The organism is Streptomyces sp. CNZ287 (genome assembly GCF_007827615.1).
Genome location: NZ_VISV01000005.1, coordinates 262,119 through 286,568 on the forward strand (window position 1 = coordinate 262,119; position 24,450 = coordinate 286,568).

Here is a 24,450-nt window from a genome sequence, read left to right on the forward strand (position 1 = left end):
CATGCGTCTCAGTCCTCCGCGCGAGCGCACCTGCGGCGGGCGGCTGGGCAGGGGAAACGACTGGAGCCAGCCGCCCGGCGCCCGGCATCATGGTGGGCGGACCCGCACCCGTGAACGGAGAGCCATGAAGATCGGAATCGTCGGAGCCACCGGCCAGGTCGGCGGAGTGATGCGCGACATCCTCGCCGAGCGGACCTTCCCGGTCGACCAGCTTCGCCTGTTCGCGTCGGCCCGGTCCGCGGGGCGCACGCTGCCGTGGCGGGACGCTCCGGGGGGTACGGTCACGGTGGAGGACGCCGGCACCGCCGACTACTCCGGGCTCGACATCGTGCTGTTCTCCGCCGGCGGCGCCACCTCCAGGGCCATCGCCGAGAAGGTCGCGGCGCAGGGCCCCGTCGTGATCGACAACTCCTCCGCGTGGCGCCGCGACCCCGCGGTGCCGCTGGTGGTCTCCGAGGTCAACCCGCACGCGGTGGCCGACCGCCCCAAGGGCATCATCGCCAACCCGAACTGCACCACGATGGCCGCGATGCCGGTGCTCAAGCCGCTGCACCGCGAGGCGGGCCTGGTCTCCATGGTCGTCGCCACCTACCAGGCGGTCTCCGGCTCCGGCCTGGCCGGCGTGGACGAGCTGTACGAGCAGGTCCGCGCCGCCGGCGAGGACGCGCCGAAGCTGACGCGGGACGGCGCGGCGGTCGCGTTCCCCGAGCCGGCGAAGTACGTGGCCCCGATCGCGTACAACGTGCTGCCGATGGCCGGCTCCCTCGTCGACGACGGGCTCGACGAGACGGACGAGGAGCAGAAGCTGCGGCACGAGTCGCGCAAGATCCTGGAGATCCCGGAGCTGAAGGTCTCCGGCACCTGCGTCCGCGTCCCGGTCTTCACCGGCCACTCGCTCCAGGTCAACGCCCGCTTCGCGGAGCCGCTGAGCCCCGCGCGGGCCGCCGAGGTGCTGGCCGGGGCGGAGGGCGTCGCGCTCGCGGACGTGCCGACGCCGCTGGGCGCGGCCGGGCGGGACGTGTCGTACGTCGGGCGCATCCGCCGGGACGAGACCGCGGAGAACGGGCTGGCGCTCTTCCTCTCCGGCGACAACCTGCGCAAGGGCGCGGCGCTGAACGCGGTGCAGATCGCGGAGCTGGTGGCGGCCGAAGCGCGGTCCTGAGCCGGGGGCGCGCCTCCGTCCGGCCGGGTTTTCCACAGGCCGGCACGGGCCGTACGGGCGGGGGCGCCGCCGTCATCCACAGGCCGCTTCACGCGGGGGGCCGGCGTGCGAGGATTGCGGTCAGTCGTAGGGGTAAGGAGTAGCCCAGGTGCCTGGCACGAATCTGACCCGGGAAGAGGCGCAGGAGCGCGCGCGCCTGCTGAAGGTGGACGCGTACGAGATCGATCTCGACATCTCCGGCGCCAAGGAGGCCGCAGAGGGGGGCACCTTCCGGTCGGTGACGACGGTGCGGTTCTCGGCCGCCGAGGAGGGCGCGGAGACCTTCGCGGACCTCATCGCGCCCGAGGTGCACGAGGTGGTGCTGAACGGCACCGCGCTCGATGCCGCCGAGGTCTTCGCCGACTCCCGGATCGCCCTGCGGGGGCTGCGCGCGGGGGAGAACGAGCTGCGGGTCGTCGCCGACTGCGCATACACCAATACGGGTGAAGGTCTGCACCGCTTCGTCGACCCGGTCGACGGCGAGACGTACCTGTACACGCAGTTCGAGGTCCCGGACGCGCGCCGGGTGTTCGCCACCTTCGAGCAGCCGGACCTGAAGGCGACGTTCGCCTTCACGGTGACCGCGCCGGAGGGCTGGCAGGTCATCTCCAACTCACCGTCGCCGGAGCCGGCGGCCGGGGTGTGGCGCTTCACGCCCACGCCGCGGATGTCGACGTACATCACCGCGCTGATCGCCGGGCCCTACACGTCGGTGCACGGCACCTGGGAGGGCGACGGGCGGACGGTGCCGCTGGGCGTGTACTGCCGGCCCTCGCTCGCGGAGTTCCTGGACGCGGAGGCGATCTTCGACGTCACCCGGCAGGGCTTCGACTGGTTCCAGAAGCGGTTCGACTACCCGTACCCGTTCGAGAAGTACGACCAGCTCTTCGTCCCGGAGTTCAACGCGGGCGCGATGGAGAACGCGGGCGCGGTCACCTTCCGCGACCAGTACGTGTTCCGCTCCAAGGTCACCGACGCGGCGTACGAGATGCGGGCCGACACGATCCTGCACGAGCTGGCCCACATGTGGTTCGGCGACCTGGTGACCATGGAGTGGTGGAACGACCTCTGGCTGAACGAGTCGTTCGCCACCTACTCCTCCACCGCCTGCCTCGCCCAGGCGCCCGGCTCGCGCTGGCCGCACGCGTGGACATCGTTCGCGAACCAGATGAAGACGTGGGCGTACCGGCAGGACCAGCTGCCCTCCACCCACCCGATCATGGCCGAGATCACCGATCTCGACGACGTGCTGGTCAACTTCGACGGCATCACGTACGCCAAGGGCGCCTCGGTGCTCAAGCAGCTCGTGGCGTACGTCGGCGAGGACGAGTTCTTCCGCGGCGTGCAGGCGTACTTCAAGCGCCACGCCTTCGGCAACACCCGGCTGAGCGACCTGCTCGGCGCCCTGGAGGAGACCAGCGGGCGCGACCTGGCGGCCTGGTCCAAGGCGTGGCTGGAGACCGCCGGGATCAACGTGCTGCGGCCCGAGCTGGAGACCGGCGCCGACGGCGTGGTCACGTCGTTCGCCATCCGCCAGGAGGCCCCGGCGCTGCCCGCGGGCGCCAAGGGCGAGCCGGTGCTGCGCCCGCACCGCATCGCCGTCGGGCTGTACGACTTGAAGGACGGCCGGCTGGTCCGTACGGACCGGCTGGAGCTGGACATCGACGGCGAGCTGACTGACGTGCCGCAACTGGCGGGCCGCCCCCGCCCCGCGGTCGTCCTGCTCAACGATGACGACCTCACCTACGCCAAGGTCCGGCTCGACCCCGCCTCCCTGGACGTGGTCACCCGGCACCTCGGCGACTTCGAGACCACGCTGCCGCGCGCGCTGTGCTGGGCGTCCGCCTGGGACATGACCCGCGACGGCGAGCTGGCCACCCGCGACTACCTGGACCTCGTCCTCTCCGGCATCCGCAAGGAGAGCGACATCGGCGTGGTGCAGTCCCTGCACCGCCAGGTGAAGCTGGCCCTCGACCTCTACGCCGCCCCCGACTGGCGCGAGACGGGCCTGGCCCGCTGGTCGGCCGAGGCCGAGACCCGGCTCCACGCCGCCGAGCCGGGCGGCGATCACCAGCTCGCCTGGGCCCGCGCCCTCGCGGCCACCGCCCGCACCGACGGCCAACTCGACCTGCTCGCCGGCCTCCTCGACGGCTCCCGCACGATCGAGGGGCTCGACGTCGACACGGAGCTGCGCTGGGCCCTGCTGCACCGCCTGGCCGCCACCGGCCGGGCCGGCGAGGACGCCATCGCGGCGGAGCTGGAGCGCGACAAGACCGCGGCCGGCGAACGACACGCGGCCTCCGCCCGGGCGGCCCAGCCGACCGCGGCGGCCAAGTCACGGGCGTGGACGGAGGTCGTGGAGGAGGGCAACCTGGCCAACGCGGTGCAGGAGGCGGTGATCGCCGGCTTCGTCCAGACCGACCAGCGCGAGCTGCTGGCCCCGTTCACGGCGAAGTACTTCGACGCGGTGAAGGACGTCTTCGACTCCCGCAGCCACGAGATCGCCCAGCAGATCGTCGTCGGCCTCTACCCGGCCCTCCAGGTCTCCCAGGCCACCCTGGACGCCACGGACGCCTGGCTCACGGAGACCCAGCCGTCCCCGGCCCTGCGCCGCATGGTGACGGAATCCCGCGCCGGCGTGGAACGCGCCCTGAGAGCCCAGCAGGCCGACGCGGCTGCCGCGACGCCCTGATCCGGGCGGGCGGGTCCCCTTCCCGGGCGGAGCCGCAGATCGAGCGGAGGAGGGCTGGCCGGGGCCGGGCGTCCCGGCCACGACCCGTACACCGCCATGGCGGGCGAGGAGCCGGCCCGCAGGCAGGGGTACGGGAGCATTCACAGGACGCGGCCTGCACGGTGTGAGGTTGCCCGAAGCCGGACCTCCGTCGGTAGCCGGTCTGTCCCTACGGCGTCGCGGGCGTGGGCCAGCGCCTCGTCGGCGAGCCGCACGAGGGTTCCGGCGGGATCGGCGTGCGGGGCCAGGCGCAGGGACAGCCAGGTGCGGGGGTGGGTGCGTCGGCCGACCAGGCGGGTGCTGGCCCGGTCGACGCCGGGAAAAGAGCCTGCCTCCGCAGACAGGGCGTCTTCCAGGGCGCGGGCCCTGACCTGGGCCGTTTCCCCGCTCTCGGTGTCCACCAGTACCTGGCTCAGCTGGCGCCGACGCACCTGGGCCAGCAGCCACCAGAGAGTGAGCAGGAGGATGACGGCCAGGGCGGCGATGACGACGGGCCACCACCATCCCTCATCGCGCCACCGGGTTCGGTCGGCGTTGCTGAGCAGTACTTGTTGAGGGCGGTCCCAGGGCCAGGCGTCGGGGAAACGCCACCGGCGCAGGAGGTCCAGGCCGCCCAGCAGTGCAGTCCCGCCGAAGCCGAGAAGGACCAGACCGCAGGCCCCGAGCAGCAGCCGATTGACGATCAGGCGTGCCTGGCGCATGTCACCTCACTTCTTCGCTCGTTTTGCGCGGACGGAGACTGTCGGCCGGCGGGCCAGCCCCAGGTGGCGCAGTTCCTGGTCCAGGGTGGTGCGGAGTTCGTCGCGTACGTCGTCCAGGTCGCGGAAGTGGGAGACCGCGCGCGCCTTGGCACGTCGCCGGCCGACGGACAGCTTCGCCGACTGGACGCCGGGGACTTCCATGGCACGGTCACGCAGGATCAGGCCGGCCGCCGAGCGGTCGAGGCCGGCGCGGATGTCAGCGGACGGTCGCCGCATCGGCAGAAGATGGCGCAGTCCGGGAGTGAGCGCCATGACCAGGAGCCAGAGTCCGATCGCGGCGATGGCGGCACTGCTGGCCAGGACCCAGGTGTTGTCCAGGTGGACGGTGGACAGCTTGTGGGCGAGCCAGCGGCGCCAGTACATCCCGGGTCGGCCCGCGCGTACGGATACCACGTCGTAGAGCAGGAACCCGGAGGCGACCAGCACGACGAGTGCGACGATGCCCGCGGGAACCCTGCGGGCCGACCAGAACCGCCGGGCGCGGTCGTCGGGGAAGTGCTCCTCGCTCATCGCACCCGCTCCACGTCAGACGATTGCGGCCCGTGCAGATGCTCGACGCTGACGGCGACCTGGCGCACGGACATGCCCGCCAGGTGTTCGACGCGTTCGCGCACGTGCCGGCGGACTTCGGCACACTGGCTGCCGATCCGTGTGGGGTAGTCCAGGTCGACGTCGACCTGGACGTGCGCCTGACCGAGGCCGTTCCCGCCCTGGCGGTGTACCGATGCCTTGGCGCGCGCGTTCGCCCTCATGGGGCCGTCGGCCGGGCTGCTTGCGCGCAGCGCTTCACGCGCCGCCTGCATGGCGATCTTGGCCACCACCCGGTCCGCGACATGGGTTGCGCCCCGGGCTGCGGCCTCTACACGGGACGCTTCTGGTGTCGTCACCGGGCCTTCACCTACGCCGGTCGAAGCGGTCGCCGCTTCCGCCGCGGGTTCCGAAGAAGTCGCCCAGTTCCAGGTCGCCGTCGGCGAACCGCCCGAGGAAGAACCCGATCAGGCCGAGCACCACCACCACGATGAAGGCTCCGAAGCCGCCGAAGTACCCGGCGAAACCCGCCGCCATCCCGGCCACCATGCCGACCACGGCCATGCTCATCACGTGCTCCCCACTCGGAGCCGGGGCCGGCAGCGGACCGGACTACCTGATCGTTCTGCCATCGCCCTCTTCGTCCTCTTCGTCGGGCAGTTTGACGTCGTCGACCGCGATGTTGACCTCGACGACTTCCAGGCCCGTCATCCGCTCCACCGCGGCGATGACGCTCTGCCTGACCTCCGAGGCCAGGTCCGCGATGGCGAAGCCGTAATCGACCACGAGATCGAGATCGAGGGCGCACTGGACCTCGCCGACCTCGGCCTTCACGCCGCGGGTGACGGTCGACCTGCTTCTCGAATCGCCGGGAACCCGGTCGCGGACGGCGCCGAGCGTACGCGCCATACCGCCGCCCATGGCATGCACCCCCGGCACGTCCCTGGCGGCCAGCCCGGCGATCTTCTCCACCACGCCGTCGGCGATGGTGGTCCGGCCGCGATCACCCGGCGCGACGTGCCTGCCGGCGCTGCCCGCCCGTCCGCCCTCACCGCTCTGACGGCCCCCGGACCGCACCTCTTCCGCCTCGTCGGCCATCCCAAGCCACCTCTCCCTCGATCAGAAAAATACCTTTTACATACTTTGCACTGAAGACGACATTTCAGACACTTATCGCCGACTTTGTGCATCAATGAGGTGAAGATTCCGGTCGGCCGTGACGGTCACAGGCGGGACCGGCGGGGTCGCCACCGGTCCCCGGGGACGGTCAGCTCGGGAACATCGCCGTGGCGTTCACCCAGGTGCCGGTGACCGCGCCCGCGTGGTCGGAGGCGAGGAAGGCGGCCAGGTCGGCGATCTCCTTCAGGCGGGGGGAGGCCGGAAGCATGCGGAGGCCGTCGAGGGTGTCGAGGACGCCGCGGAGGGCTTCCGGGGTGGCCATCGCCGGGTTGACCGCGCCGAGCTTCTGCGGGGTGAGGGTCTCCGGGACGCCGGCCGCCCACAGGCCCGCGGCGCGGACGCCGCTCGGGCCCAGTTCCTGGGCGAGGGAGCGGATGAGGGTGTCGATCGCCGCGTCCGCGGGGCAGGTGCCGCCCATCATCGGGCTGGTGTGGGACGAGCCGCTGTTGAGCGCCAGGATGACGCCCGAGCCCTGCGCCGCCATCCGCTTGCCCGCCGCGCGGGCGGTGACGAAGTTGGTCGTGAGGCCGCGCGTGACGCAGGAGACGTAGTCCGAGACGGACAGGTCGACCAGCGGGGTGCCCTGGACGTCGTTGCGGGTGATCAGGTTGATGCTCACGTCGAGGGAGCCCGCCTCCTCCGCCACGCGGGCCGCGTGCTCCTCCACCGCGTGCTCGTCCAGCGCGTCCACGACCGCCGCGTGGGCGGTGCCGCCGGACTCGTTGATGTCCCTCGCCACCAGTTCGACGTTGGCCGCGTGCCGGCCGGTGAGGTGGACGCGGGCGCCCTCGCGGGCGAAGGTACGGGCGACCGCGGCACCGATGGCGCCGCCGGCGCCGTAGACGATCGCGTTCTTCTCCTGCAGCAGCATGGTCTCTCCTGGCTGTCGTCATCGGGTGATGTCGGCCATTGAGACGCACGCGGGCCGCGGCAGTCATCGCTCCCCGCCCGGCGTCCGCGGCACGGTCCCCCGTGTTCGCCCGAATGCCCCCGCCCAGCAGGACTCCGGCGCCGTCGGGGTGAGGGGTGTGTGGCGGGGGGAGGGGTTCCCGGATCCCGGTCCACGATGCCAGGGCACACGGGCCCGGGCCCGTAGCCGCCGGGGCGCCCGCGCTCTGCCGTACGCCGGGAAGACGCCGCTGTTCAGAGCGTCATCGGCAGCCCGAAGGCCGTCAGCAGATGCGGCTCGAAGGTGGTGATCTCGGCGATCCGCCCTCCTTCGACCCTCAGCACCTCCAGCGTCTGCGCCCGGTACACGGTCGTGCCCGGCCGGCGCACGTAACCGGCGACCGCCGGGCGGCCGTTGGCGCGGGTCGGCACGTGCCGCCAGTCGCCGAAGAAGCCGGGCAGGGCCGGGTCGAGCGACTGGGAGACGAAGTCCACGATCGTCTGCCGCCCGACGAACCAGAACGGGTTCGGCGGCATCGTCAGTGTCGCGTCCTCCGTCAGCAGGGCCGCCATCGCCGCCATGTCGAGCCGCTCGGCCGCCTCCCGGTACCGGTCGACGGCGGCCAGCTCCTCCGGCGTCGGCGGCGTGAGGGGCGCCCACTCCGCGCGCTTCCCCGCGGGCAGGTGCGCGCGCAGCGCGGGCCGGGCGCGCTGCAGGGCGCTGTTGACGGCGGCGGTGCTCAGGTCCAGCAGCCGGGCGGTCTCCGCGGCGGGCAGGCCGACGACGTCGCGCAGCACGAGGGCCGCCCGCTGGCGGGGCGGCAGGTGCTGGAGTGCGGCGAGGAAGACCAGGTCGACGGTCTCGCGGGCGACGGCCTGGGCCTCCGGACCCGCGTCGGCCGCGGGCACGTCGGCCAGCAGCTCGTCGGGGTAGGGCTGGAGCCAGGTGATACGCGCGGGCGGCTCGGCGTCGCCGTGGGCCATGCCGGGCAGCCGCTCGTAGCGGGCGGGGGTGCGGGAGTGGCGGCGGAGGTGGTCGAGGCAGGTGTTGGTGGCGATGCGGTAGAGCCAGGCGCGCACGGCGGCACGGCCCTCGTAGGTCTCGCGGCGGCGCCACGCCTTGAGGAACGTCTCCTGTACGAGGTCCTCCGACTCGTCGTACGAGCCGGTCATCCGGTAGCAGTGGACCTGCAGTTCGCGGCGGTACGCCTCCATCAGGGCGGCGAAGTCCGCGTCGTCGGGGGCGCCGGAGCCCGGCTCCTCATGCGTCACGGGTAGCGGCGTGACGTTTTCGTGCGCTTCCTCGGGCGTCTCGCTCTCCACCGTCACGCTCTCCGGCGTGACGTTTTCCGGCGTGACGTTTTCCGGCGTGACGTCCTCCGCGGTCCCCGCCGCGTCCCTGGCCGTGCGCGCGATGCGCCGCAGCCGCCCCACCGACGACGATAGCTCCGTCACGTCCGCGTAGAACGTCTCCGGCGGCTGCGGCGTGAGCCGCCCGGCGCGCTCGGCGACGTCGGATATCAGCTCCCGCACGGACCCGGCCGCCCCGGGGACGCGGCGCGCGCGGTAGGCGCGCTGGCGGCAGGCGGCGGAGCAGTAGACGGACGTGCGGCCCCGGCGGCCGGCGCGCGCGGGCACGGGGCCGCCGCAGGCCGGGCACGTGGCGTCCGGTGCGGACACGGTTCCTCCCCTGGTCTGCGTCACCCGGTCGGTGCGTGACGCAATTCTGCCAGGGTCCGCCGACACCGAACCTGACGTCGGATTCCCGCCAGCGTCCGCGGCCCGCGGCGCGCAGCCTGGACGGCATGACGACGACATCGGAAGCCCCCGCCGCCTACCGCCCCGCCCCCATCCCCCCGGCCGTCCTCGCACAGCTCCGCGAAGCCGACGACGCCGGGCGCCCCGCCCGGACGGTGGCCGACGGTGAAGGCGGTGCGCCGCTGCGTTGCTGTCTGCGGCGGAGCCGGGCCGGGGAGCGGATCGCGCTCGTGTCGTACGCGCCCCTGCGCCGCTGGGCCGCCGCGGCCGGGGTGGATCCCGGGGCGTACGACGAGCAGGGCCCGGTCTTCGTGCACGCCGGGGAGTGTGCCGGGCCCGTGCCCGGCAGCGGCTATCCGTTCGCCGAGACCGCCGCCCTGCGGGCGTTCCGGCGCTACGACACGGGCGGCCGGATCGCCGGCGGCGCCGCGCTGCGGCTGCCGGAGGACCCGGCCGAGGCGGAGGCGGCGACCGCGCGGGCGCTGGCGGCGGCCTTCGCGGCGCCCGAGGTCGCGTTCGTGCACGTGCGGGCGGTGGAGTACGGCTGCTTCCTGTACGAGGTACGGCGCCCCTGAGCCGTCCGCGCGCGAGCGGCTCGCCGCGGGGCTAGCGTGAGAAGTGCGCACGAATCCGCGCAATACCCCCCAGCCTCAGAGGAGGCGACAGATCATGACCGTACGACCCGAAGGCGCACCCACCTGGGCGGACGCGACCTTCCCCGACCTCGAGGCCGCGAAGAGCTTCTACGCCGACGTCTTCGGCTGGACCTTCGAGGACGGGGGCGAGGCCTCCGGGCACTACACCCAGGCCATGGCGGAGAGCGGCGTCGCCGCCGGTCTCGCGCCGCCCATGCCGGGAGCGGAGGAGGCTCCCGCGGGCTGGACGCTCTACTTCGCCACGCCCGACGCCGATGCCACCGCCACGCACGTCGGCGAGCACGGCGGGCGGGTCCTCATGGGCCCGATGGAGGTCGGCCCGTACGGCACGATGGCCATCGCGGAGGATCCGGACGGCATCCGGTTCGGCCTGTGGGAGTCCGGCAGCCACGAGGGCTTCGCCGCGATCGGCGAGCCCGGCACCTTCTGCTGGGCCGAGGTCGACACCAACAACCCCGCCCACGCCGACGAGTTCTTCCCCGAGGTCTTCGGCTACCGGGTGCGCAAGATGCAGGACGACACCATGGACTACGCCGTGTGGAGCGTCGGCGACGGCGATCCGCTCATCGGCCGGGCGGAGATGAGCGGCAACGTCTTCCCGGCCGGCACGCCCCCGCACGTGGGCGTCTGCTTCGCGGTGAACGACTGCGACCGGGCCGTGGAGACGACGCGGCGGCGCGGCGGCAGCGTGACGTTCGGGCCGCAGGACTCGCCGTTCGGGCGGATGGCGACCCTTGAGGACCCGCAGGGTGCGTCGTTCACCGTGATCGACGTCGACCGCACGGTCGGTGACATGCCGGAATTCGCCTGACGCGGGGGGCAGCGGCCGGGGCCGGGTGCCGAGGCGCCGGGCCCCGGCCCACCGGGCGCGGCAGACATCGCGGGCCCGCGCGGGCACGCCAAAAGCGCCTGCTCCGGGGCACGGAGCAGGCGCCGGCGCGCGGCGGATATACCCGCCCGCGTCAGCTCTTCTTCTTCTCCGCCGCGACCACCAGTCCGGCGATCACCGCGAAGGCCACCAGCGGGGTGAGCACGAAGAGACCGAGGGTCTCCGCAACGCTCAGCCCGGGGCCCGGGTCGTCACCGTCGTCGCGGTTGAGCGCGGAGGCGGCGGGGGACGACATCAGCATGATCAGCGCCGTCCCGGCGGCGAGCGCGCCGGCGCGCAGAGTCTTCTTCCTGTCCACGCTCAAACCGTAGCGAACACCGCCGCCACCCGCGCGCCCGGGGTCGTCTAACGCGCTACGCGCTCCCCGCCGTGCTCAGATGCGCCGTCACCGGGAGCAGCCGCGGCTCGGCCCGCGCCTCCTCCACCCGTACCCGCAGCTCGTCCGCCGTCACCGGGGCGGCGAGCGGCAGGATCCGGTACGCGCCGATCGTCGTGCCCGCCGCGATCCGGCGCCACTGGCCCGTCGCCGGATCCCGCGCCTCCACCGCGAAGCGCTCGACGCGCTGGCCGTGCCGGATGTCCTCCGCGAGACGGACCCGGTCGAAGGTCTGCGGCCCGCGCCGGTCCAGCAGGTTCTCGCCGTACACCGCGCGCACCCGGTCGCCGAAGGCGCGCAGTTCGCGTACGTCCTCGGGGGCGATCCGGCCGTCGCGCGCGGGCGGCACGTTGAGCAGCAGCGGGGCGTTGCGGCCGACGCTCTGCTCGTACAGCGCGAAGAGTTCGTCCGCGGTCTTCGGCCGCTCCCCGGGGTGGTGGAACCAGCCGGGGCGGTTGGAGACGTCGGCCTCCGCCGGATACCACTGCAGGTACCGCACGCCGTCCGCCAGCAGCCGGGCGCGCGAGCCGATGTCGGCGTCGGTGGAGTCGTTGGGCAGCGCGCCGTGCGTGGACCGGGGGTCGACGGTGTGCGGGGTGACGCTCCACTCGGTCTCGCGGGCGACGCCGCGCTCGTTGCCGACCCAGCGGATGCCCTGCGGGCCCTGGAAGACGACGGTGTCGGGGGAGAGCGCGTGGATCAGCTCGTACCACTGCCGGTAGTCGTACTCCTGCGTGATGCCCGCGTCCCGCCACGGGTTGGCGCCGTCGAGCCACAGCTCGTCGATGGGGCCGTACTCGGTGAAGAGTTCGTAGACCTGGTTCAGGTAGTAGGCGTCGTAGTCGTTCGCGCGCACCGTGAACGTCGGCAGCCGCCCGGCCGCCACGTCGTCGGCGCGGTCGTCGCCCTCGGCGAGGGTGGGGATGGTGTGCGTGCGCACGGGGCTGCCGTTGCCGTAGCGGCCGTGGCCCGAGGGCGGGCCGCCGTCCGCGAGCGCGGTGCGCTCGACGCTCGTCAGCGGCTCGCCGGCCTCCTGCTTCTCCCGCAGGTCCGCGAGCCAGCCTGCGTGCCAGGCGTGCGGCAGTTCGGCGCCGTCAGACGGCGAGAGGTAGACGCCGACGCCGAGCCCGGCCCTGCGGGCTTCCTTGACGTACGTGCCGAGGAGGTCGCGGCTGTGCGGGCTGGCGGCCACGGAGTGGTCGGAGTAGCGCGTCGGGTAGAGGTTGAAGCCGTCGTGGTGCTTGGCGGTGAGCATGGCCATCTCGGCGCCCATCGCCCTGTACGTGCGCATCCACTGGGCGACGTCGACGCGCCCCGGGTCGAAGAGCGCCGGGTCCTCCGCGCCGGAGCCCCACTCGCGGCCGGTGAGGGTGTTCATGCCGAAGTGGGTGAAGGCGGTCACCTCGCGCCCCTGCCAGGCGAGCTGGCCGCGCGTGGGCACGATGTGGGCGGCCTTGGCGAGGATGCGCTCGGGGGTGTCGCAGTCCTCGACGGTCATCCGGGAGGCGGGCTCGATCGGCCGGGTGCACTCGTCGGCGGCGGCCGCGGGCTCGCCGGCCGCCGGCAGCAGGGCGGTCGCCGTGAGGGCGACGGCCGCGGCTCCGGTGCCGACGGAGCGGGCGGCTCTACGCACGGGGTGCCTCCTCGCTCGTACGGCCCGGTCCCCCGCCTCCGGACTCCGCGCCGCCGGACACTGCGCCGGACGCGTCACCGCCGGGCCGCGCGCCGGCCCGGCCGCCGAGTTCGCGCACCACCTCCGCCAGCAGCCGGTGCGTCCGCGGCGCGTCGGCCAGTTCCTCCAGGAGGACCGTGCGGCCGTCCGGATCGGCGACCGGCAGCCGCCAGCCCGGGTACGCCGCCCCCGCGCCCGGCACGTGCTGCGGGCGCCGGTCGCCGACCGCGTCGGGCAGCCAGACGGCGACGAGCCGGGCGGGGGTGCGGGCGAGGAAGCGGTACAGGCCGGTGATGACGGACGCCTCGTCGGCCCGGCCGCCGGGCAGCAGCCGCAGCCGGTCGAGCAGGTCGAGCCAGGCGCCGACCTCCACCGCGTCGGCGGCGCGGGCGGCGGGCAGCGGCCCTTCGACGAGGCCGAGTTCGTGGCGGAGCGTCAGGTGCGCGCCGCTGAGCCGGGCGGCGGTGGGCGGCAGGCCGTGCCCGGTGACGGAGGCGAGCGCGTCGGCCCGCCAGCGCTCCGGCGGCCGCGGGCACGGCACGCCGCCGGGAGTCTCCGGCGCCGGTTCACGCTGGGTCCACAGCGCCGAGGTGCCCAGCACGCCGCGCGCCGCCAGCGCGTCCCGTACCGCGGGCTCCGCCGGGTCCTCCTGGTCGTCTCCGATCACGGGCGTACCCGCCCGGTGCGCCTCCAGCGCCAGCACGCCGAGCATCGCCTCCGCGTCGTACGAGACGTACGTGCCCTCCGCCGGCGGCCGGCCGGCCGGCACCCACCACTGCCGGAACAGCCCGCCCACGTGTCCGACGCGCAGCGCCCCGGCCCGCCGCAGCGCGGCGCGCAGCACCGAGCGGTACGGGCCGTAGCCCGCCGCGGCCAGCCGGTCGGGCCGCCACACCGGCACGCCCCGGTCGGTGCCGCGGGCGTCGCCGTCGCGCGGTGCGGTGCCCGCGGTGCAGCCGGCGGCGAGGACGGACTGCTCCGCCCACGCGTCGGCGCCCGAGGGGTGCACGCCGGCCACCAGGTCGTGGATGACGCCGACGGCCATGCCCGCGTCCCGGGCGATCCGCTGGGCCCGCCAGAGCTGGTTGTCGGTGAGCCAGGCGAGCCGGCAGTGGAAGTCGATGCGGTCGAGCAGGTCGTGCCGGGCGCGGGTGGTGGCGTTGGAGCGCGGGTCGGAGAGGCCGCCGGGCCAGGAGCGCCAGTCGGGGCCGTGGATCTCGGCCAGCGCGCACCAGGCGGCGTAGTCGTCGAGGGGCTGGCCCTGTTCGGCGAGGAAGTGGTGGTACGCGACGCGGCGGCCGGGCGTCAGCTCGACGCGCAGCAGCAGCTCCAGCGCGGCGCGCTTGAGCCGCCACACCTCGTCGCGGTCGACGAGCCCGCCCTTGGCGCGCACCTGGTCGCGCAACGCGGCGGCGCGGCCGGCCAGTTCGGCGGCCTGGGCGCGGTCGTCGGGGGCGAGGTAGCGGTACTCGGGTATGTCCTCGATCCGCAGGTGCACGGGGTCGGTGAAGCGACGGGAGGACGGCAGGTACGGGGACGGGTCCGCCGGCCGGCCCGCGGTGCCGGGGACCGCGGCGTGCAACGGGCCCAGCTGCACGAAGTCCAGGCCGTGGGTGCGCGCCGACCAGGCGGCCAGCTCCGCCAGGTCGCCGAGGTCGCCCATGCCCCAGGAGCGGGTCGACAGCAGCGCGGGCAGCGGGAGCGCGAGCCCGGCGCCGCGCCTGGCCGGCTGCGGCACGCGCGCGGGGGCGGCGATGACGCTGGCCTTGCCGGTGCGCCCGTCGGGGGCGGTGGCGGTGAGGGTGTGCACGCCGGGCGGGAGCGGGGCGCGCGGGTCGAGTTCCGCGCCGTCCTCGCCGGCCAGGGCGGTCGCGGTGCCGGGCGGCAGCGGCCCGGGGTCCAGGACGGTGCCCGCGCGCGGCACGAGGGTCGCGGGCAGGAGGCGGTCCCGTTCGGCCGCTTCGTACGCCGCGAGCGACGCGGCGACGGCGGCGGGCCCGGCGGCGTCCACGCCGAGCGCGGCGAGGACGGCGACGAGGGTGCCCTCGGGGACTTGGACGGCACGGCCGGGCGTACGTGCGTACGAGACCGCGACTCCGTGCAGCGCAGCTAACCGCGCCAGAGACATGCCACCCCCAGGTGGTATGCGACGTCATCGGCTCCGGCGCCACCCGCCTACCAGGTCGCGGGCCCCGGAGGGTCGCCGCCGGGGTGAACCGGAAGGCTGATCGTACTGCGGCAGCCGCGCGCCGTCAGCAGGCCGTCACGTGAAGTGAACGGGCGGCAGCGGCTCGCTGATGAGGTTGTCCTCGGCGGCGAGCGGCGGCTCGCTGGTCAGGGGAGTGCCCGCGGCCAGCGGGGGCTCGCTGGTCAGCGGCAGCTCGGCGCAGGAGCAGGAGCCCGCCAGGCCGTAGTCGGGGTCGGCGCCCTCGACGGGTTTGAGGTGGTGGTCGTGGCTGACTTCGAACGGAGCGGGAGCGGTCACCGCGGATCCTCCTCGGTCGGCGGCTGGTCACGTCCGCCGCTACCCGATCAAGGGCCCGGCAGTCGTGGCGACACGCGTTCGTGCCATACGTCACAGTACCCGGAACGGGCGAATTCACTGTAGGGGGGCCTGTAGAACGCAAGAGCTGGGGCGCGTGCACCCTCCCGGCCCGCTTTTTCCGCCGGGGCGGGCGGGACGGAAGACGGCCGCGCGCGGGACCGCGCCCCCGGCCGCGCACCGGGCCGTGCGACAGGCGGAGCGCCTGCCCCGCCGCGGCGGACCCGCACACCGGCTCCCGCGCAGGCCGGGGGTGCCGCGGCGGTGCGGCGCGGGTACCCTCGCTCGCCCGTCCGGCGGATCGGGGCCGACCGGCGCGTTGACAGCGGCGGCATCGCGGTGGTGGGCTCTCGCCTGCGCCCCGCGAGGGCACGGGCGGTGCGGGACTGGTGTACGGCACACGTACGCGCATCCTTAACCGCCGTGAAACGCACGGGCGATGAGCAGTCGACAGCGTCGGCGTACGGTCGCGAAGACGGCCGGCAGCCGGATGCGGACCGGAAACGGACGGAGGGCGGGCGGAGTTGGGCGGAGCTGTCAGACGGCGAGTGGCCACGGCGACGGCGCTGTCCGCCGCCGTGATCGGCGGGCTGCTCGGCGGCCGCGCGCCGGAGGCCGCCGCCCAGCCGCAGCAGCCGGACGCCGGCGGCACGGAGTCGGCCGAGACGCCCGCCGCGGAGGAGGCGCTGCGCGACGCGGTGTGGCCGCGCCCGCAGCAGCTGCGCGCCCGCGCCGGCGAGGTGCACGCGGGCGGGCAGGCGGTGCTCGTCACCCCCGAGGACGCGGACTCCCGGGCGCTCGCGGAGCTGCACGAGGTGCTGCGGGCGGTCGGCGTACGGGAGTTCACGCAGGTACGCCCCGGCGCCGCACTGCCCGCGACCGGGCTCGTGGTCTACGCCGACCAGTCGCCGGCCGGCGCCGCGGGCGTCGCGGGCCCCGCGCCGCGCCGCTCCCCCGCCGACGCCGCGCTGCGCGCCCTCGGCGCGGGCGAGCAGGCAGACCTTCCGGCCGGCGGCTACCGGCTGGCCGCCGGGCAGCACGAGGGCCGCGACATCGTCGCGCTGGCCGGGACCGACGCCGAGGGCCTCTTCCACGGCGTGCAGACGCTGCGTGAACTGGCGCGCGCGGCGCGTACGGAGAACACGCTGCCCGCCGTGTCCGTACGCGACTGGCCGGGCACCGCCGTGCGCGGCATCGCGGAGAACCACTACGGCCGCCCCTGGAGCCACGAACAGCGCCTGGCGCAGCTCGACTTCATGGGCCGCACGAAGCTCAACCGCTACCTCTACTCCCCCGGCGACGACCAGTACCGCCAGGCCGGCTGGCGCGAGGCGTACCCGGCAGAGCAGCGCGCCCGGTTCCGCGAGCTGGCCGAGCGGGCCCGCGCCAACCACGTGACGCTCGCCTGGGCGGTGGCGCCCGGCCAGGACTTCTGCTTCTCCTCGGCGCGTGACCGCAAGGACCTGCTCGCCAAGGCGGACGCGATGTGGGCGCTGGGCGTACGGGCCTTCCAGCTCCAGTTCCACGACGTCAGCTACAGCGAGTGGGCCTGCGGCGAGGACGCCGACGAGTACGGCTCAGGACCCGAGGCCGCCGCCCGCGCGCAGGCCGAGACCGCCAACGCGCTGGCCGCGCACCTCTCCCGGCGGCACCCGTACGCGGCGCCGCTGTCGCTGCTGCCGACCGAGTACTACCAGGACGGCACCACCGACTACCGCTCGGCGCTCGCCGGCGAGCTGGACGAGCGGGTCGAGGTCGCCTGGTCCGGCGTCGGCGCGGTGCCCAGGGAGATCAGCGGCGGCCAACTGCGCGACAACCAGGCCGCGTTCGGCGGCCACCCGCTGGTCACGCAGGACAACTACCCCGTCAACGACTACGCCCGCGACCGCATCTTCCTCGGCCCGTACGACGGCCGCGACCCGGCGGTCGCCGCCGGCTCCGCGGGCGTGCTGGCCGGTGCGATGGAGCAGCCCGCCGCCTCCCGGGTGCCGCTCTTCACGGTCGCGGACTACGCCTGGAACCCGCGCGCGTACGACCCGGACGCCTCCTGGCGGGCCGCCGTGCGCGACCTCGCCGCGGACGCCCCGGACCCGGAGAAGGCGGGTGCCGCGCTCGCCGCGCTGGCCGGGAACTCGGCGTCTTCGGAGCTGGGCGCCAGGGAGTCGGCGTATCTGCGGCCGCTGATCGCGGACTTCTGGCGCGAGCGGGAGAGCGCGGCGGGCGGCAGGCGGGACGGGGAGAAGGCGGCGGCGCGGCTGCGGGAGGCGTTCACCGTGATGCGCCGCGCGCCGGAGGACCTCGCACCGCTGGCGGACGGCACGTTCGGCGACGAGGTGCGGCCGTGGCTGACGCAGTTGGCGCGGTACGGCGCGGCCGGCGAGCGGGCGGTGGACATGGTCACCGCCCAGGCCGCGGGCCGCAACGAGGAGGCGTGGCAGGCGCGGCTGGAGCTCCAGCGCCTGGCCGGCGACGCAGTCCCCCACAGCGCGCCAGGGCGCGCGTGGGCGGTACCCCCAGGCGGCGGGGTGGTGGGCGCGGGGGTGCTCGACGCCTTCCTCAGCCGGGCGCTGACGGACTCGGACTCCTGGCTGGGCGCGGGCGGCGGCGCCGGGGCGGCCGTCTCGGGCGGCGCGGAGCCGCTGGAGGGCTCGTCGGTGGCGGCGGCGGCCGACGGCAAGCCGGCCACGGCGTACGAGGCCGCCCGGCCGCCGTCGCCCGGCACGCACGAGGCGCTGGTGGTGGAGTTCGACCGGCGGCCGCTGCGCGCGGTGACGGTGCTGACCCAGCCCGGCACGGGCACCCGCGCCGAGGTGCAGATCCGGGTACGCGACGGCGGCGGGACCGCCTGGCGCCCGGTGGGCGAACTCGACGGCGGCGGCTGGACGGAGCTGCCCGCCGAGCGCGCCGATGCCGACGCCGTACGGTTCGTGTGGGCCGCCGACACCACGGCGCCCGTGGTGCACGAGGTGGTGCCGTGGTCCGCGGCGGAGCCCGGCGCCCGGCTGTCGCTCTCCCGCGACGAGGCGGACGTGACGATCGGCGGCGATCCGGTGGTCGTGGACGCGGAGTTGTCCGCGCGGCGCCCCGGCGACGCGGGCGGCACGGTGACGGCGAAGGCGCCGGAAGGGCTGAAGGCGCGGGCCCCCGGCGAGGTGCGGATAGCCCGCGGCACGACGGCCAGGGCCCCGGTCGAGATCCGGGCGACGGAGGACGTGCCGCCGGGCACGTACGAGATCCCGGTGAAGCTGGAGGACGGCGGCGCCGCCCAGGTCCGTACCGTCACCGTGCACGCCTACCCCGCGGTGGGCGGCCCCGACCTGGCCCGGGACGGCCGCGCGTCGTCGTCGGCGGACGAGACGCCGGACTTCCCGGCGGCGGCGGTGGCGGACGGCGACCCGGAGACGCGGTGGTCGTCGCCGGCCGAGGACGGCGCCTGGGTGCAGATGCGGCTCGCGAAGCCGGTGCGGGTCGGCGAGGTGGCGCTGCACTGGGAGAGCGCGTACGCGAAGCGCTACCGCGTGCAGGTCTCCGCCGACGGCCGCCGCTGGCGCACGGCGGCGGCGGTGAACGACGGCGGTGGCGGCCGCGAGTCGGTCCGGATGGACGAGCGCGAGGTGCGCTACGTCCGCGTCCAGGGCGTGGAGCGCGCGACGGAGTTCGGCTACTCGCTCTACGCCCTGGAGGTACGGGCCGTCCGCGACTGACCGCGGGGCGGGGCCGCCCGGCGCTCAGCCGTAGTGCGCGCGGGTGCGGGACCCGGCTCCCTCCGGAGCGTCCGTGCGGTCCAGGCCCAGGAGCGCCGCGCCCAGCACCGGCGGGGCCGTGACCACCCGGGGGACCGCCTTCGGGGCGCGGGCCGTGAGCCCGGCGCGTATCCGGTCGTCCAACTGCGCGTGGCCCGCGGCCAGGACGCTGCCGCCGAGCACCACCGGCACCTCCTCGTCCAGCAGGCCGAGCCGTTCCAGCGCCACCGCCGCCAGCGCCACCACCTCGTCCGCCTGCCGGTCGACGATGGACCGCGCCACCGGGTCGCCCGCCGCCGCCACCGCGAAGAGCAGCGGCGCCAGCCGCTGGGTGCGCGCCACCGGGACCCGGCCCAGGTGGACGCCCTCGATCAGCTCGTACATCGTGCCGAGGCCGAAGTGCTCCGGCACCGCCGTCGCCAGGGCGGTCGGCTCGCCGCGGCCGTCCTCGGCCCGCGCCGCGTACCAGACCGCCTCCGCCGCGAGCCCCGCGCCGCCGCCCCAGTCGCCCGACAGCTTGCCGAGGGCGAGGAACCGGTGGGTGCGGCCGTCGGGCAGCAGCCCGGCGCAGTTGATGCCGGCGCCGCAGACGACGGCGACGCCGCGCGGCTGCGCGCCCGGCGGCAGGCCGGCCCGCAGCACGGCGAACGTGTCGTTGTGGACGGCGACCGTACGGCCCCAGCCGCGCGCCTCCAGTTCCGCGCGGACGGTGCGTTCCTCCACGGGCAGGTCGACGTTGGCCAGGCACGCGGACACATGCGCGGCGACGGCACCGCCGGAGCCGTCGCCCCCCGCCTGCCGTACCGCCCCGGCCACCGCCTCCGCCAGCACGTCGACCGCGGCCGCCGCCCCGGCCACCGGCGGCCGGAAGCCGCCGCTGCGCCCCTGGCCCAGCACCGTGCCGTCCGCCGCGACCAGCGCCGCGTCCGTCTTGCTGTTCCCGGCGTCGATCGCCAGCACGGCGACCGGGCTCACGCCCACGGCAGATACTCCCGGTTGTGCGCGATCAGCGCGTCCGTCAGCTTCTCGGCCCGGTCGTACTGGCCGACCAGCGGGTGCGCGAGGAGCGCGCGGAAGACGCGCTCGCGCCCGCCCGCCAGCGCCGCCTCCAGCGCGAGGCGCTCGTACGCGGTGGTGTGCGCGACGAGGCCGGCGAAGAGCGGGTCCAGCTCCGGGACCGGCAGCGGCCTGGCCCCCTCGGCGGTGACCTCGGCCTGCACCTCGACGACCGCGTCGTCGGGGAGGAACGGCAGGGTGCCGCGGTTGAGGGTGTTGACGACCTGCACCGCGCCCGCCGCCCCGCCCAGCAGCGACGCGGCGAGTGCGACGGCGGCCTCGGAGTAGTACGCGCCGCCGCGCTTCGACAGCAGCTCCGGCTTGGTGTCGAGCGCCGGGTCGGCGTACATCCGCAGCAGCTCGGCCTCCATCCCGGCGACCTGCGCGCCCCGCGAGGGACCCTCGCGCTGTTCGCGTACGACCTGGTCGTGGGCGTAGTAGTAGCGCAGGTAGTACGAGGGCACGACGCCGAGCCGGCTCAGCAGGTCCGGCGGCAGCCGCAGCTCCCCGGCGATCCGGGCGCCGTGCTCGCCGATCAGCTTCGGCGTCACGTCGACGCCGCCGGGGCCGCCGAGGCGTACGGCCAGCTCCCAGGTGAGGTGGTTGAGGCCGACGTGCTCCAGGTGGACGTCCGCGGGCGGGGCATTCAGGAGTCGCGCGAACGTCCGCTGGAGGTGGATGGCGACGTTGCACAGGCCCACGGCGCGGTGCCCGGCCTGCAGCAGCGCGCGGGTGACGATGCCGACGGGGTTGGTGAAGTCGATGATCCAGGCGTCGGGGGCGGCCTTGCGGACCCGTTCGGCGATGTCGAGCACCACGGGCACGGTGCGCAGCGCCTTGGCGAGCCCGCCCGCGCCGGTCGTCTCCTGCCCGACGCAGCCGCAGTCCAGCGGCCACGTCTCGTCCTGCTGCCGCGCCGCCTGCCCGCCGACGCGCAGTTGGACGAGCACGGCGTCCGCGCCCTGGACGCCCTCCTCCAGCCGGGCGGTGGTGACGACCCGCCCGTCGTGGCCCTGCCGGGCGAACATCCGCCGCGCCAGGGCACCGATCAGGTCCAGCCGCTCGGCGGCGGGGTCGATGAGGACCAGCTCGTCGACGGGCAGCGTCTCGCGCAGCCGCGCGAAGCCGTCGACCAGCTCGGGCGTGTAGGTCGAGCCGCCGCCTACCACTGCGAGTTTCAACCTTTGACTCCTGTCAGGGTGACGCCCTCGATGAAGGCTTTCTGGGCGAAGAAGAACACCACGATCACCGGGGCCATGACCAGGACCGTGGCCGCCATGGTGAGGTTCCAGTCGGTCTGGTGGGCGCCCTTGAAGGACTCGAGGCCGTAGCTCAGCGTCCACCAGCCCGGGTTCTCCGAGGCGTAGATCTGCGGCCCGAAGTAGTCGTTCCAGCAGTAGAAGAAGTGGAAGAGGGCGACGGCGGCGATGGCGGGCTTGGCCATCGGCACCACGATGCGCAGCAGGATGCGCAGTTCGCCGCAGCCGTCGATGCGCGCGGCCTCGGTGTACTCGCGCGGGATGGTCAGCAGGAACTGGCGCAGCAGGAAGACGCTGAAGGGGTTGGCGAAGGCGAAGGGGATGATCAGCGGCCACAGCGTCCCGGTCATGTCCATCTGCCGGGACCAGAAGAGGTACATGGGCACGATGACGACCTGCGGGGGCAGCATCATCGCCGCGATGACCATCATCATCGCCAGGTTCCGGCCGCGGAAGCGGAACGTGGCCAGCGCGTACGCCACCGGGAGGCTGGAGCCGACCGCGAGCACGGTGCCCAGGCCCGCGTAGAGGAGTGTGTTGCGCCACCAGGTGAGGAAGCCCGGGGTCTCCCACACGGTGCCGAAGTTGCCCCACTCCCAGGTGCGCGGCCACAGCGCCCGGGTGAGCGCCTGGTCGTCGCTCATCACGGCGGTGAGGAAGACGAAGACGAAGGGCAGCACGAAGAAGAGCGCGGCGGCGATCGCCAGGGCGTGCACCGCGACCCGGTTCAGCAGCTCCCTGCGGCGCGCCCGCGCGTTCGTCGCGGGACCGCGCCGCGGGCGCCGGCCCCGGGCCGCGGGGCGCGCCGCCGCCGGCCGCTTCTGCCCGACCGGATGTACCGCGGCCATCAGTCGTCCTCCTTCAGGAAGCCGCTGCCGCGGCGCATGAGCACGTACGTGAAGGCCATCGCGAGGACGAAGAGCACGAGGGCGACGACGCACGCGGCGCCCGTGTCGAACCGCTGGAAGCCCAGGTGGTAGACGCTCTGCGGGACGGTGAGGGTCGACTTCTCCGGGTAGCCGGGCTCGAAGTGCTGTCCGGAGCCGCCGATGACGCCGCTGGCGACCTTCGCGGCCACGATGGGCTCGGTGTAGTACTGCATCGTGGCGATCACGCCGGTGACGACGGCGAAGAGCACGACGGGCCGGATGTTCGGCAGGGTGACGTACCGGAAGCGGGACCAGGCGCCGGCGCCGTCCAGCTCGGCGGCCTCGTACTGCTCCTTGGGCACGTCCAGCAGGGACGCCATGAAGATGACCATGAGGTCGCCGACGCACCACAGCGCGAGGACCGTGAGCGCCGGTTTGGACCACTGCGCGTCGTTGAACCAGCCCGGCTCGCCCAGGCCGAGGCGGCCGAGGACGGTGTTGACCGGCCCGGTGCCGGGGTTCATCAGGAAGACGAACGACATGGTGGCGGCGACCGGCGGCGCCAGGTACGGCAGGTAGAAAAGGGTGCGGAAGACGCCCGCGCCCGTCTTGATCCTGGTGATGAGCAGGCCGATGCCGAGACCGAAGACCGTGCGCAGGGTGACCATCACGGCCACCAGCCACAGGGTGTTGGCCAGGGCGGGCCAGAAGAAGGGGTAGTCGAACAGGACGTAGCGCCAGTTCTTCAGCCCCACCCAGACGGGGTCGGTGAACCCGTCGTACTTCATGAAGGAGAAGTAGACGGTCGCGCCGAGGGGGTAGGCGAAGAAGACGCCGAAGCCGACGAGCCAGGGCGAGAGGAACCCGAGGGTGCGCAGCGCCGCGCGGCGGCGCCGCGCACCCAGGGTGTGGACGGCGGCCATCAGCCGGCCTGCGCGTTGTCCTTGTCGATCTGCTCGTCGGCCTGCTCCAGCAGGGACCGCAGATCGTCCTCCTCGCCCTTCTCGTACTTCAGCCCGTAGTCCTGGAGCGTGAGCAGGAAGGCGCCGCCGTTCTTCGAGGGCGGGGCGTGGCTGGACCCGGGGTGCTGGGCGATGTCGACGAACGTGCGGTAGACCGGGTCGTCGTTGAGCTTCGGGGACTTCAGCCCCGCGAGCGTGGAGGGCACGTTGTGGATGGCGTTGGCGAAGTCCACGACGGCGTCGGTGTCCGTGGTCAGGTACTTCACCAGCTCCCAGGCGGCGTTCTTCTTCTCGCTGGTGGTGGCGATGCCGGTGATGGTGCCGGAGAGGTAGCCCTTGCCGTACGAGTCCGCCTGGTCGTCGGGGACGGGGAAGGGGGCCGCGCCTATCTCGAAGCCGACGCCGGCGTCGGCGGCCATCTTGCCGCGCCACTCGCCGTCCATCTGCATGGCGACCTGGCCGGTGTGGAACGGGTGCTTGGGGCCCCACTCGTCACCGAAGGTGTTGCGGTACTTGCGCAGCTTCCCGAAGCCGCCGAGGGCGTCGACCATGCCCTTCTGCCACTCGAACAGCTCGGCCATCCTCGGGTCGGCGGCGGCGTTGGACTTGCCCTCGTCGTCGAAGTAGGTGAGGCCGAACTGCCCGCCGTAGTGCTCGACGGTGGTCTCGTAGCCCTGGAAGTTGGGCATGAAGCCGAGCTGCTCGTAGCCGTCGCCGTCGGGCTTGGTGAGCTTCTTGGCGACCTCCTCCAGCTCGGAGAGGGTCTTCGGCGGGGCGTCGATGCCGGCTTCCGCGAAGGCGTCCTTGTTGTAGTAGAGGCCGTAGGCGTCGCCGAGGAGGGGCAGCGCGCAGCGCTTCCCCTCGTACTGGGTGTACTCCAGCATCGGCGCCGGGAAGGTCTCCTCCGGGCTGATGCCGGACTTCTTCAGGAACGGGTCGAGGTCGGCGAGGACGTGGGAGGAGCAGAAGCGGCCGACGTTGTCGGTGGTGAACGAGGAGACCACGTCGGGGCCGTTGGAGCCGCCGGCGCGCAGGCCCTGGTTGAGCTTGTCGTCGTTGACGCCCTTCACGGACTTCACCGTGATGTTCGGGAACTTCTCCTCGAAGGCGTCGATGTTGGCCTCGATCGCCTCGACCTCGGACGGCGCGCTCCAGCCGTGCCAGAAGGTGAGCGTGACGTCGGCGTCGGGGTCGTCGTTCGCGGCGCCCGAGTCGTTGCCGCCGGTGCAGGCGGCGGCGAAGAGGGAGAGCGCCGCCGCGGCGGCGACCGCGGCGACGGCGCGGCCACGTGGGCGGGTTGTGGGCATGGTCGTCGTACCTCCTGGCGGATGCAGGGGAATCGGGTGGGTGCTGCGGGCCGGGCAGGGGGGTGGGGCGGGT

Annotated in this window: 21 protein-coding genes; 5 read left to right on the top strand and 16 right to left on the bottom strand. The window is 74.2% G+C overall.

Annotated features, from left to right (window positions below; translation table 11 throughout):
* Window positions 1–124: 124 nt before the first annotated feature.
* Together FB457_RS13095 and pepN are read left to right on the top strand one after the other, a co-directional pair.
* Window positions 125–1,162, top strand: coding sequence for an aspartate-semialdehyde dehydrogenase (locus tag FB457_RS13095; protein ID WP_145781933.1), 1,038 nt, complete (start codon window positions 125–127; stop codon window positions 1,160–1,162).
* A 148-nt stretch (window positions 1,163–1,310) separates the two neighbouring features.
* Entirely contained in the window at window positions 1,311–3,893 is a 2,583-nt protein-coding gene (gene pepN / locus FB457_RS13100) for an aminopeptidase N (RefSeq protein WP_047015809.1), read from the top strand.
* 140 nt (window positions 3,894–4,033) lie between these two features.
* On the opposite strand, the gene amaP is transcribed toward pepN, so the two are convergent.
* From amaP to FB457_RS13135, 7 genes are all read right to left on the bottom strand, one after another.
* Window positions 4,034–4,633 (bottom strand): alkaline shock response membrane anchor protein AmaP, encoded by a 600-nt coding sequence (gene amaP / locus FB457_RS13105; protein WP_047015810.1) that lies wholly within the window; start codon window positions 4,631–4,633, stop codon window positions 4,034–4,036.
* Between the two features lie 6 nt (window positions 4,634–4,639).
* A complete protein-coding gene (locus tag FB457_RS13110; RefSeq protein ID WP_047015811.1) occupies window positions 4,640–5,203 on the bottom strand; it encodes a DUF6286 domain-containing protein in 564 nt (187 codons plus the stop codon).
* Window positions 5,200–5,580 carry an Asp23/Gls24 family envelope stress response protein gene (locus tag FB457_RS13115; RefSeq protein ID WP_047015812.1) on the bottom strand — a complete coding sequence of 127 codons (381 nt, stop codon included), beginning with the start codon at window positions 5,578–5,580 and terminating at the stop codon, window positions 5,200–5,202. The genes FB457_RS13110 and FB457_RS13115 overlap by 4 nt, the downstream gene beginning before the upstream one ends.
* A 7-nt stretch (window positions 5,581–5,587) precedes the next feature.
* Window positions 5,588–5,791, bottom strand: coding sequence for a hypothetical protein (locus FB457_RS13120; protein ID WP_047015813.1), 204 nt, complete (start codon window positions 5,789–5,791; stop codon window positions 5,588–5,590).
* Between the two features lie 42 nt (window positions 5,792–5,833).
* The gene (locus FB457_RS13125) at window positions 5,834–6,319 is read right to left on the bottom strand and encodes an Asp23/Gls24 family envelope stress response protein (protein ID WP_047015814.1); all 486 of its coding nucleotides are present in this window, start codon (window positions 6,317–6,319) and stop codon (window positions 5,834–5,836) included.
* Between the two features lie 169 nt (window positions 6,320–6,488).
* Window positions 6,489–7,271: an SDR family NAD(P)-dependent oxidoreductase gene (locus FB457_RS13130; RefSeq protein ID WP_047015815.1), complete on the bottom strand. Its 783-nt coding sequence runs from the start codon at window positions 7,269–7,271 to the stop codon at window positions 6,489–6,491.
* Window positions 7,272–7,543: 272 nt separating this feature from the next.
* The gene (locus FB457_RS13135) at window positions 7,544–8,968 is read right to left on the bottom strand and encodes an RNA polymerase subunit sigma-70 (RefSeq protein WP_145781935.1); all 1,425 of its coding nucleotides are present in this window, start codon (window positions 8,966–8,968) and stop codon (window positions 7,544–7,546) included.
* A 125-nt stretch (window positions 8,969–9,093) separates the two neighbouring features.
* On the opposite strand from FB457_RS13135, the gene FB457_RS13140 reads away from it, so the two are divergent.
* Both FB457_RS13140 and FB457_RS13145 read left to right on the top strand, forming a co-directional pair.
* A complete protein-coding gene (locus FB457_RS13140; RefSeq protein WP_145781937.1) occupies window positions 9,094–9,621 on the top strand; it encodes a DUF1203 domain-containing protein in 528 nt (175 codons plus the stop codon).
* Between the two features lie 94 nt (window positions 9,622–9,715).
* Window positions 9,716–10,513 (top strand): VOC family protein, encoded by a 798-nt coding sequence (locus FB457_RS13145; RefSeq protein ID WP_145781939.1) that lies wholly within the window; start codon window positions 9,716–9,718, stop codon window positions 10,511–10,513.
* A gap of 151 nt (window positions 10,514–10,664) precedes the next feature.
* Here the strand turns inward: FB457_RS13145 and FB457_RS13150 are convergent, their stop codons facing one another.
* The 4 genes from FB457_RS13150 to FB457_RS13165 form a co-directional block, all read right to left on the bottom strand.
* Entirely contained in the window at window positions 10,665–10,889 is a 225-nt protein-coding gene (locus FB457_RS13150) for a hypothetical protein (RefSeq protein ID WP_018834246.1), read from the bottom strand.
* A gap of 55 nt (window positions 10,890–10,944) precedes the next feature.
* Window positions 10,945–12,600: an alpha-L-fucosidase gene (locus tag FB457_RS13155; RefSeq protein ID WP_145781940.1), complete on the bottom strand. Its 1,656-nt coding sequence runs from the start codon at window positions 12,598–12,600 to the stop codon at window positions 10,945–10,947.
* Entirely contained in the window at window positions 12,593–14,767 is a 2,175-nt protein-coding gene (locus tag FB457_RS13160; protein WP_145781942.1) for a 4-alpha-glucanotransferase, read from the bottom strand. The genes FB457_RS13155 and FB457_RS13160 overlap by 8 nt, the downstream gene beginning before the upstream one ends.
* A gap of 135 nt (window positions 14,768–14,902) precedes the next feature.
* On the bottom strand, window positions 14,903–15,124 hold the full coding sequence (locus FB457_RS13165; RefSeq protein ID WP_047015821.1) for a hypothetical protein: 222 nt from the start codon (window positions 15,122–15,124) through the stop codon (window positions 14,903–14,905).
* Window positions 15,125–15,729: 605 nt separating this feature from the next.
* Here FB457_RS13165 and FB457_RS13170 point away from each other — a divergent pair.
* A complete protein-coding gene (locus FB457_RS13170; RefSeq protein WP_047015822.1) occupies window positions 15,730–18,885 on the top strand; it encodes a glycoside hydrolase family 84 protein in 3,156 nt (1,051 codons plus the stop codon).
* A 24-nt stretch (window positions 18,886–18,909) separates the two neighbouring features.
* Here FB457_RS13170 and FB457_RS13175 read toward each other — a convergent pair whose 3' ends face one another.
* From FB457_RS13175 to FB457_RS13195, 5 genes are read right to left on the bottom strand one after another with little or no spacing between them, the layout of a single operon-like run.
* On the bottom strand, window positions 18,910–19,905 hold the full coding sequence (locus tag FB457_RS13175) for an N-acetylglucosamine kinase (protein ID WP_047015823.1): 996 nt from the start codon (window positions 19,903–19,905) through the stop codon (window positions 18,910–18,912).
* Complete coding sequence (locus FB457_RS13180; protein WP_145781944.1) at window positions 19,896–21,161, bottom strand: 6-phospho-beta-glucosidase; 1,266 nt, start codon at window positions 21,159–21,161, stop codon at window positions 19,896–19,898. Before FB457_RS13180 ends, FB457_RS13175 begins: the two co-directional genes overlap by 10 nt.
* Window positions 21,158–22,087 (bottom strand): carbohydrate ABC transporter permease, encoded by a 930-nt coding sequence (locus tag FB457_RS13185; RefSeq protein ID WP_047015825.1) that lies wholly within the window; start codon window positions 22,085–22,087, stop codon window positions 21,158–21,160. Before FB457_RS13185 ends, FB457_RS13180 begins: the two co-directional genes overlap by 4 nt.
* Window positions 22,087–23,031: a carbohydrate ABC transporter permease gene (locus FB457_RS13190; protein ID WP_186461974.1), complete on the bottom strand. Its 945-nt coding sequence runs from the start codon at window positions 23,029–23,031 to the stop codon at window positions 22,087–22,089. The genes FB457_RS13185 and FB457_RS13190 overlap by 1 nt, the downstream gene beginning before the upstream one ends.
* Window positions 23,031–24,377 (bottom strand): ABC transporter substrate-binding protein, encoded by a 1,347-nt coding sequence (locus FB457_RS13195; protein WP_145781946.1) that lies wholly within the window; start codon window positions 24,375–24,377, stop codon window positions 23,031–23,033. Before FB457_RS13195 ends, FB457_RS13190 begins: the two co-directional genes overlap by 1 nt.
* Window positions 24,378–24,450 lie beyond the last annotated feature (73 nt).

Excerpts from the sequence above, each read along its gene's own strand:
- FB457_RS13095 (WP_145781933.1), top strand. The coding sequence starts at position 125 with ATGAAGATCGGAATCGTCGGAGCCACCGGCCAGGTCGGCGGAGTGATG.
- amaP (WP_047015810.1), bottom strand. The coding sequence starts at position 4,633 with ATGCGCCAGGCACGCCTGATCGTCAATCGGCTGCTGCTCGGGGCCTGC.
- FB457_RS13110 (WP_047015811.1), bottom strand. The coding sequence starts at position 5,203 with ATGAGCGAGGAGCACTTCCCCGACGACCGCGCCCGGCGGTTCTGGTCG.
- FB457_RS13120 (WP_047015813.1), bottom strand. The coding sequence starts at position 5,791 with ATGAGCATGGCCGTGGTCGGCATGGTGGCCGGGATGGCGGCGGGTTTC.
- FB457_RS13125 (WP_047015814.1), bottom strand. The coding sequence starts at position 6,319 with ATGGCCGACGAGGCGGAAGAGGTGCGGTCCGGGGGCCGTCAGAGCGGT.
- FB457_RS13130 (WP_047015815.1), bottom strand. The coding sequence starts at position 7,271 with ATGCTGCTGCAGGAGAAGAACGCGATCGTCTACGGCGCCGGCGGCGCC.
- FB457_RS13140 (WP_145781937.1), top strand. The coding sequence starts at position 9,094 with ATGACGACGACATCGGAAGCCCCCGCCGCCTACCGCCCCGCCCCCATC.
- FB457_RS13145 (WP_145781939.1), top strand. The coding sequence starts at position 9,716 with ATGACCGTACGACCCGAAGGCGCACCCACCTGGGCGGACGCGACCTTC.
- FB457_RS13160 (WP_145781942.1), bottom strand. The coding sequence starts at position 14,767 with ATGTCTCTGGCGCGGTTAGCTGCGCTGCACGGAGTCGCGGTCTCGTAC.
- FB457_RS13185 (WP_047015825.1), bottom strand. The coding sequence starts at position 22,087 with ATGGCCGCGGTACATCCGGTCGGGCAGAAGCGGCCGGCGGCGGCGCGC.
- FB457_RS13190 (WP_186461974.1), bottom strand. The coding sequence starts at position 23,031 with ATGGCCGCCGTCCACACCCTGGGTGCGCGGCGCCGCCGCGCGGCGCTG.
- FB457_RS13195 (WP_145781946.1), bottom strand. The coding sequence starts at position 24,377 with ATGCCCACAACCCGCCCACGTGGCCGCGCCGTCGCCGCGGTCGCCGCC.